The 8650-nt window shown below is 40.7% G+C and carries 12 protein-coding genes; 3 read left to right on the forward strand and 9 right to left on the reverse strand.

What is annotated here, in order from left to right; genetic code table 11:
• The first annotated feature begins 16 nt into the window (after positions 1 to 16).
• Both recG and OD757_RS10910 read left to right on the forward strand, forming a co-directional pair.
• The gene (recG, locus tag OD757_RS10905; RefSeq protein ID WP_263031877.1) at positions 17 to 2062 is read left to right on the forward strand and encodes an ATP-dependent DNA helicase RecG; all 2046 of its coding nucleotides are present in this window, start codon (positions 17 to 19) and stop codon (positions 2060 to 2062) included.
• A complete protein-coding gene (locus tag OD757_RS10910) occupies positions 2055 to 2684 on the forward strand; it encodes a ComF family protein (protein WP_263031878.1) in 630 nt (209 codons plus the stop codon). Before recG ends, OD757_RS10910 begins: the two co-directional genes overlap by 8 nt.
• 5 nt (positions 2685 to 2689) lie before the next feature.
• On the opposite strand, the gene OD757_RS10915 is transcribed toward OD757_RS10910, so the two are convergent.
• Positions 2690 to 3088, reverse strand: coding sequence for an NUDIX hydrolase (locus OD757_RS10915; RefSeq protein ID WP_005038468.1), 399 nt, complete (start codon positions 3086 to 3088; stop codon positions 2690 to 2692).
• A 14-nt stretch (positions 3089 to 3102) separates the two neighbouring features.
• On the reverse strand, positions 3103 to 3684 hold the full coding sequence (locus OD757_RS10920) for a TIGR00730 family Rossman fold protein (RefSeq protein ID WP_263031879.1): 582 nt from the start codon (positions 3682 to 3684) through the stop codon (positions 3103 to 3105).
• Between the two features lie 158 nt (positions 3685 to 3842).
• Between OD757_RS10920 and OD757_RS10925 the strand changes: the two genes are divergently transcribed.
• A complete protein-coding gene (locus tag OD757_RS10925) occupies positions 3843 to 4856 on the forward strand; it encodes a CorA family divalent cation transporter (protein WP_004789661.1) in 1014 nt (337 codons plus the stop codon).
• Between the two features lie 72 nt (positions 4857 to 4928).
• Here the strand turns inward: OD757_RS10925 and OD757_RS10930 are convergent, their stop codons facing one another.
• The 7 genes from OD757_RS10930 to OD757_RS18320 form a co-directional block, all read right to left on the reverse strand.
• Positions 4929 to 5216, reverse strand: a complete 288-nt coding sequence (locus OD757_RS10930) for a lipid asymmetry maintenance protein MlaB (protein ID WP_263031880.1) — start codon at positions 5214 to 5216, stop codon at positions 4929 to 4931.
• A gap of 10 nt (positions 5217 to 5226) precedes the next feature.
• Positions 5227 to 5868, reverse strand: a complete 642-nt coding sequence (locus OD757_RS10935) for a phospholipid-binding protein MlaC (RefSeq protein WP_004789665.1) — start codon at positions 5866 to 5868, stop codon at positions 5227 to 5229.
• 26 nt (positions 5869 to 5894) lie between these two features.
• Positions 5895 to 6578, reverse strand: a complete 684-nt coding sequence (locus OD757_RS10940) for an outer membrane lipid asymmetry maintenance protein MlaD (protein WP_263031881.1) — start codon at positions 6576 to 6578, stop codon at positions 5895 to 5897.
• Positions 6578 to 7357 carry a lipid asymmetry maintenance ABC transporter permease subunit MlaE gene (gene mlaE, locus OD757_RS10945; RefSeq protein WP_009388006.1) on the reverse strand — a complete coding sequence of 260 codons (780 nt, stop codon included), beginning with the start codon at positions 7355 to 7357 and terminating at the stop codon, positions 6578 to 6580. Before mlaE ends, OD757_RS10940 begins: the two co-directional genes overlap by 1 nt.
• Positions 7354 to 8172 carry an ABC transporter ATP-binding protein gene (locus tag OD757_RS10950; protein WP_009388001.1) on the reverse strand — a complete coding sequence of 273 codons (819 nt, stop codon included), beginning with the start codon at positions 8170 to 8172 and terminating at the stop codon, positions 7354 to 7356. The genes mlaE and OD757_RS10950 overlap by 4 nt, the downstream gene beginning before the upstream one ends.
• A 90-nt stretch (positions 8173 to 8262) precedes the next feature.
• The gene (locus OD757_RS10955) at positions 8263 to 8472 is read right to left on the reverse strand and encodes a hypothetical protein (protein WP_263031882.1); all 210 of its coding nucleotides are present in this window, start codon (positions 8470 to 8472) and stop codon (positions 8263 to 8265) included.
• Positions 8473 to 8579: 107 nt separating this feature from the next.
• Positions 8580 to 8650, reverse strand: a 71-nt coding sequence (locus OD757_RS18320; protein WP_411267186.1) for a hypothetical protein, incomplete at its 5' end; no start/stop codon positions are given.

Raw genomic sequence — 8650 nt, forward strand, 5'->3', positions numbered from 1 at the left:
AACTCGTTGAGGGGACATGACTTCAGTCCATCAGTTACAAGGCGTTGGATCGGCTTCAGCAGCCCTGCTCGAAAAACTAAATATTTTTACCACAGATGATTTACTGTTTCATCTGCCACGTGATTATGAAGACCGCAGTACGATTATTCCAATGAATCAACTTGTGGTTGGACGTAGCTATTTACTCGAAGGCGAGGTCAGATCAATTGATTTCCCTCCGGGAAAACGAAAATCTATGGCAGCCTTGGTTCAGGATGAATTCGGTAAAGTCACCTTACGCTTTTATCATATTTATAAAAACCTGACTGACAAAATAAAACCCGGACATCGCTTACGTATTTTTGGTGAAGTTCGCGTGGGTGCTCGCGGCCTTGAGATGTATCATCCTGAAATTCAGCTCATTCATGAACATACACCTCTACCAAAAACTCAGCTTACAGCAATTTACCCAAGCACGGACGGACTAACTCAGCCCAAATTACGTGAATATGTAAAGCAAGCTTTAAAACATCATAGTGATGCTTTACCAGAGCTGCTCCCAAAAAAATATACCAATGGCTATGCGCTTAAAGAAGCTCTGTATTACATTCATGAGCCTCCTGTTGATGCCAATATGCTCCAATTGGCTCAAGGGTCGCACCCTGCACAGCAACGGCTTATTTTTGAAGAACTGGTTGCCCACCAGATTAGTTTACTTAATCGCCGTGCCTATATTCGTCAAATTGCATCTCCAGCTTTCTCAAGTAGTAAAATATTAGCTAAAAAACTATTAGAAGCTTTGCCATTTCAAATGACCAATGCACAAAAGCGTGTATCTAAAGAAATTTTGAATGACTTAAAACAGAACCAACCGATGCTTCGATTAGTGCAAGGTGACGTAGGTGCCGGAAAGACCTTGGTTGCCGCTGTAGCCGCTTGTCATGCTTTAGAGGCTGATTGGCAGGTTGCATTAATGGCTCCTACCGAGATTCTTGCAGAACAGCACTATTTGAATTTTAAGCGTTGGTTTGAACCTTTAGGCATTACTGTCGCATGGTTATCTGGAAAGCAAAAAGGTAAAGCGCGTGCTCAAGCAGAGCAGCAAATTAAAGAAGGCCATGCGGAGCTTATTGTTGGTACACATGCCCTATTTCAAGACAATGTTGGCTTCGCTAAATTAGGGCTAGTAATCATTGATGAACAACATCGTTTTGGTGTAGACCAACGTTTAGCTTTACGTAATAAAGGTGCTGAGCAATTCACCCCACATCAACTCGTGATGACAGCCACCCCGATTCCAAGAACACTAGCAATGAGCGCATATGGCGATTTAGACACATCAATTATTGATGAGTTGCCACCGGGCCGTACTCCAATTCAAACCGTTACGATTCCACTTGATCGTCGTGAGGAAGTACTGCAACGAATTGCTTCGAATTGTAGAGATGGGAAACAGGCCTATTGGGTGTGCACACTGGTTGAACAGTCTGAAACTTTAGATGCTCAAGCAGCAGAAGCCACCTATCAAGAAATGAAAGAGCGCTTTCCTGAACTTAACATTGGTTTAGTGCATGGCAAAATGAAAGCTGATGAAAAACAGTCGGTCATGCAAGCGTTCAAAAATAATGAGTTACAGCTTCTTATCGCAACAACAGTCATTGAAGTTGGAGTCGACGTTCCCAACTCTTCTATTATGGTCATTGAAAATGCTGAGCGTTTAGGACTTTCTCAGCTACACCAATTACGCGGTCGCGTAGGTCGAGGAGCTCAAGCCAGCTTTTGCGTACTTTTATACAAAACCCCTCTTTCACAAAATGGACAAGAGAGACTTTCTATTTTAAGAGAAAGTAATGATGGCTTTGTGATTGCAGAAAAAGATCTTGAGTTACGCGGACCAGGTGAATTACTGGGCACTAAACAAACTGGGGATATGGGGTTTAGAGTTGCTCGTTTAGAGCGTGATGATCACTTACTCAGTCAAGCTCATTATGTAGCTCAGCAAGTCTTAAAGGATTATCCAGAACAAGCAGATGCATTATTAAAACGTTGGCTTCCAGAAGCACCTCGCTACGCGTATGTTTAGTTTCTTAAACCCACAGCATCTTATTCAATTGCTCTCACCTTGTTTGTTATGTGAGTCAGGTGTACGAGAAAAACATTCGCTCTGTAAGGATTGTTGGAAGCATTTACCTTGGCTTAAACAAACAATTCAACGCAATGATCAATCGGTTCTTGTGGCTTGTGATTATGCTTATCCAGTTAGCCGAATCATTCAACAGTTTAAATATGAACAAAAATTACATTATGAAATTTTGTTAGGTGAAATTTTACAACAACTCAAATTTCCCAAGGTACAAGCTATTGTGCCTATGCCTATTTCGGATCAACGTTTAATTGAACGTGGTTTTAATCAGTCGTTATTACTCGCAAACATCTTAAGCAAACAATTAAAAATACCTGTTTGGCAGCCCGTACAACGTCTTGCTGAACATTCGCAAAAAGGGCTTTCTCGACTGGAACGCTTTGAGAACATTGAACAACAGTTTATTGCACTTACTCAAGAAAAACGGCGTTATCGCCGTGTTCTTATCATTGATGACGTGATAACCACGGGAAGCTCTATTCATGCACTCAGTCAAGCACTTAAACAATTAGGCTGCACATCTATTCATGCCGCTTGTTTAGCGGCAACTTTGACTAGTTAAAACGATTAAACTGTAGATAAATGCTGCTCACACCAAGGAATAACAATTTCACGGGTTAATGGTGCAAGGTGCGTTTCTGAATCATTTAAATCAACCCATTTCATTTCTGCAATTTCGGCTGCAATTTTAGGTGCCTGATCGAGCTGAACAAGATATAAATGACTGACCAGAATATGGTCTGGCTCATTGGCAGCCGCTGTTTCGAAACGACCAAGAAATTGCTCAATTACACAAGAACTTCCAACTTCTTCTAAAATTTCTCGTTGCATTGTAATCTCTGGCGCCTCATTGGGTTCCAGCTTACCACCGACTTGCATAAAAGCATGGGTATTACGCTTTCTCACAAGCAACAACTGATTTTGCTCGTTCAAGATCACTGCAGCAGCGACCGTAATTGTTTTCACTTATTTAACCTCGTTTATGGTTGAACATCTGCATTTGTCCATTTTGGAGCAGGAGCCTGATATTGCTCAAATTGTTGAAGAATGTCTTCAATTTGGTCTGATGCGATCAATTTATCAACGAATCGTGCTTGGCTAAATCCATTATCCACCGTCCCTTGAATCATTTTAAGTAAATCTTCATAAAAGCCAGCTACATTTAAGAAAGCACATGGCTTTTGGTGTATACCTAATTGTGCCCACGTCCATTGTTCAAAGATTTCTTCCAATGTACCCGCACCACCAGGTAAAGCAATGAAACCATCGGAGAGGTCCGCCATTTTGGTTTTGCGCTCATGCATATTTTCGACCACATATAATTTAGTTAAGCCCGGATGAGCTAACTCACGATCGACCAAAGCACGAGGAATCACGCCAATGACTTGTCCACCTGCTTGCAAGGCACTATCAGCGACAACGCCCATTAAGCCTGAGCGACCGCCGCCATAAACCAAGGTCTTACCTTGTTTTGCAATAGCCTCACCAGTAATTTTGGCAATTTGTTGGAAAATTGGATTTGAACCAAGAGATGAACCACAGAAAATACAAATTGAATTCATAGTGTAAAAAACCGTTTTATTGAACTGTCATGCTGACAAACTAAACTATCGATAGAGTTTTTTTTTGCAAAATAGCGTATTGGCAAGTGTTTTTCGGCAAATCCTTGTCTAAAATACACCCATCCATTTCCATCAGACTGCGTGAGGAAAAAAGACACATGCTTGAAGCCTTTTATGCCACAGAACGCGGAAGTCTGGAAGATGCCACCATCAATGGTGGATTTGATCTACATCCCGAATTAGTCTGGCTTGATCTTATTGCACCCTCGCAAGAAGAGCAACAATGGGTACTAGATGCCTATGACCAAAATTTACCCACACTAAAATCGCTTGAAGACATTTCATCATCAGCACGATTCTACCGTGATGATGATGGTATTTTGCATATCAGTACTTATTTTTTAACGAAAAATAAAAACTATCAAGTGGATGGTGACGCAGAAGATTCATCACACATTTTAGCAATGGTGCAAACGGTCGCATTTATTTTACATAAAGACCGCCTCTTCACAATGCGAGGAGAGAAGTTAGTTGCTTTTCGCGCTTTCCGTGCACGCGCCCGCCGCAATGACTATGACATGGACTATAAAGATCCAACATGGATTTTATTAGGTCTTCTTGAAGCAAAACTCGATGAACTTGCGGATATCTTAGAAGATATCCACAAAGATTTAGAAAAATACTCGACAGAGGTTCTTAACAATCACCAACGTGAACAAATTCTAGATCTTGATGACATGATTACACGTCTAGCTCAACAAGAAGATATGCTAGGAAAAGCGCAGCTGTGTTTAATTGATTTACGACGTGTACTTACTTTTTTATCGCGTCCACGTGCGTTAGGCAGTCATATTTACGATGCCGATATTCGAGAACTGAGTGAAGATGTACGCTCACTTGTAGAACATGATGCTTTCTTATTCCAAAAAGTACGATTCTTGCTTGATACGACGTCTGGATTCATTAATACCGAGCAGAATGACACGATTCGTCGATTCTCGATTTTACCAAGTATGTTGGCCCCTCCCATGCTTATTGCCAGCATCTACGGGATGAATACAGATGTATTGCCTTTTGCACACGGTACGACCAGTTTCATCATCGTTTTACTGATTATTATCGGCTTCTTTATTGGCCCTATTATTTATTTCCGCTGGAAAAAATGGATTTAAGCGTTGTAATAAAATGCTAGTCCAAAGCATAAAAAAGCACCTAAATATAGGTGCTTTTTTACATCTTGAACATCAGATCAAATGTAGATCTTCCTGCAAATGGCAGGCTTGAATGATCTTCAGCATTTTTTCGGGTACATTTTTAAAATGCAAACCAGTTTTTTGTGGAGTCACTCGCAACCATTGAACTAAAACAGCCAATGCCAAGGTACTACCATGCTCAAGCTCTGTTAAATCTACCACCAGAGGGAAGCTTTGCTGCTTCTTAATGATAGCTAAACCTGCTTGATACTGTTGTTCCGCATTTTCAAAATCAATTTTTCCCGAAACAACCAATTGTTGGTTGAGATACTGAACCACTCTTCACCTACTATTTTTGTTTGTTCTGATTAACAGCAGCGTCCGCATCCGGTTGGAAGGTTGCAATTGCTTTATTTAAATCGCCACCATTACGTTTCACTGTTGCAGCAAACTGATTACGGAACTGTAAACCTAAATCAATACCAGAAACATTGATATTACGGATTTTCCATTGAGTACCTTTATCCGCTAACTGGAAAGATACCGGAATTTTGTCGCCGTTATGACTAAAGTCCAAGGTCACTACTGGGTTTTTACCCGCAGTTGCCTTGTAAGGGCGCATGGTATAGCTTTGGTTCGTATATTTAGCAAATGCACTACCGTAATTTTCAATTAATGTATTACGGAAGTTTGTTTCAAACTGAGCACGTTGCGCCGCTGTACTATACTGATTTGTCGCATAAGTACCCATTACAATGCGTGTAAAGGCTTGTGAATCAACATACGGGTCTAAATTCTGACGTACGATACTCTTCACTAATGCTGGATTACTTTGCAATTTTGCATGATCAGCTTTCAAACGAGCAATCAAACCATCAGCAACACGCTTGATAAAATCAGGTGGTGCTTCTGAAGGTGCAGCAAACGCTGTACCTGCAATCATGGTAGACAAAAGACTTGCTGTCAGGGTTTGTTTAAACAACGTATTCACTAGGAACCACTCCTTCAAATAATCTTTTACTCAACAAATGAGGCTTCAGCACTATCTTTATTAGTGCTTGCAGGAGCACTCGCTTCTGCTGAGCTTGAACCGGCAGCAACTTTACCAGCCCCACCACCAGTAATAAACTTACTAATTAAATCTTCTAAATCCATAGTTCCTTGAGTGTTTGAAATCGTGTCGCCTCGTTTCAGGTAGTTCACACCACCGCCAGGTACGACTTTCAAATATTTCTCACCCAACAAACCATTGGTTGCTACCATTATATAAGCATCTTCATCAATACTTGTGATGGAGGTCATGTTACTGGTCAGTTGCTGTTCCATTGCTTTTTGTTGCGCTGGAGAAGCCTGAGTATAATCTGAGCTATAACGTAACTCTTCCAGTGCATTCTTCTGAACTTCTTTTAATTGTTCAGGATTGAAACTTGTCAACTTTCCATCTAAACCAAATGTTACGGTAGCTAAACGCGTAACCGGATCAAGCGTAATTGAATCAACACGGCCAATTGTAACACCACTCATTGTTACTTTAGCACGTGGCTTTAGCCCATTGACGTTATCAAACTGAGCCTTCATGGTATAACTATCACTTAAGTTAGTACCAACAAGCCCACTCACTTTCATTGCTAAGAAAAACAATGCAATACCGAAGATAATAACAAAGATACCAACGGCCAGTTCACTACTACGTGATTTCATTAAATCCCTCCGAACATGACCGCAGTCAACACGAAATCAAAACCTAAAACACATAATGAAGAATACACAACCGTCCGGGTCATTGCCGTTGCAATGCCTTCTGGTGTCGGATCACAGGCATAGCCTTGATAAACAGCAACCCATGTACAAATCAAAGCAAAAACAATACTTTTAATAATTGTGCCATTGAAAATGTCATGTCCGAAACGCACTGTATTTTGCATACCACTCCAGAAGGAGCCTTCATCAGCACCTAAAAAGTCAACGCCGACCATCTTGCCGCCAATAATACCAATGGCTGCAAATATCACAGTTAACATTGGCAAACTGACAATACCTGCCCAAAGACGTGGTGATACGATTTGCTTTAAAGGGTCAACACCAATCATTTCCATACTGGCAAGCTGTTCGCTTTGCTTCATTGAACCAATTTCGGCAGTCAATGCAGAACCTGCTCGTCCTGCAAATAGCAATGCAGCAACCACAGAAGCAAGCTCACGGAGTAGTGTTAACGAAATCGCTGTACCCAACATCGACTCAGCACCGAAAGTGACCAAAATGCTATACATCTGCAAGCCAAGAACTGCACCAATAAACAAACCAGAAACGGTAATAATAAGTAAGGACATCACACCTACGCGGTGCATTTGGTAACCAAAACGACCAAAACCACCCTTGGTAGGAAATGAAAAAATAATCTGCAAGAGCATATGTGCCGCAGCACCAATGCCTCGAATCCGCTCAATAACGAGTCTACCTAACCAGGCAATCGTATTCATGGACGAACCTCGTTATTTAAATAAGCTTGAGGACTAAACTGGTATTCAACCGGTCCTTCTGCCGAACCTGTTAAGAATTGGTGTACAAATGGAGAAGCATGTTTTTGCAACTCTTCAGGTGTACCCTCTCCCTGAATTTTTCCTTCAGCTACCACATAGATGTAGTCAGCAATCGATAATGTTTCTGCAACGTCATGCGAAACAATAATTGTTGTTAAATCTAACGCTTCACGTAATGAACGAATTAAACGTGTCAAAACACCTTTTACAATGGGATCTTGACCCGCAAAAGGTTCATCGTACATGATTAAATCGGGATCAAGTGCAATCGCGCGAGCCAATGCTACACGACGATTCATACCACCTGAAAGTTCGGTCGGCATTAATTGTTCAGTACCACGTAGACCCACTGATTCGAGTTTTAATGCAACTAGTTCAGCAATGAGATTTTCAGGAAGCTTTGTATGCGCTCGAATTGGGAACGCTACATTTTCATAGACGGACATGTCCGTAAATAAAGCTCCACTCTGAAATAACATGCCCATACGTGCACGGGCGGAAAAAAGTTCCTGACGAGACATTTTGGCAATATCTTTAGCGTCGAGTAAAACTTCCCCCTGATCTGGAACTAGCTGTCCACCAATCAGACGTAATAAAGTTGTTTTACCTGTACCAGAAGGTCCCATAATGGCCGTAATCTGGCCTCGACGTATATTTAAACTAATATTGTCATAAATGACGCGTTCCCCTCGATTAAAACTCAAGTTTTTCACTTCAATAAGCGGTTGAGTCGAGAGAGGAGTTTTATTATTCATAATGGCAATCGTTCCTGCACTTTTATGCACGCATACTATAACACTGAAAATTAGCAAACTTGTTGTAATTTTAACAAAAGCAAATCTAACTTATTTTATAGAAATAGAAGAAGTATGTTCGTAAAAAGAGGTCAATTCAGAAGCTTGGAATTGCTCAACAGAACTACCATTTATAAAAGCGTAGGCGAAGTAAACACCATTACACAGAACAAGTGCAATAAAAAGATAAGGCAAACCGCTCTGAATCAAACGATTCTTCAATTGTGCCATTATTGTTTCTTTTCGCTTATTTTTACGCATTATTTAATAAAAAATTGAACCAATTCACATTTTGTTAGTTTATAACAAAACTGAAAAATAAAAAAGGCCAGTATTTTTACTGGCCTTTTTTTCAAACTAAATATTGATTAGCGATCAAATTTACGACGCGGTGGTTTGTCATCGAAGCTACGACGCGGACGATCTTCACCACCAAAAC

The sequence above is a fragment of the Acinetobacter sp. AYS6 genome (assembly GCF_025630795.1).
Taxonomy (GTDB): domain Bacteria; phylum Pseudomonadota; class Gammaproteobacteria; order Pseudomonadales; family Moraxellaceae; genus Acinetobacter.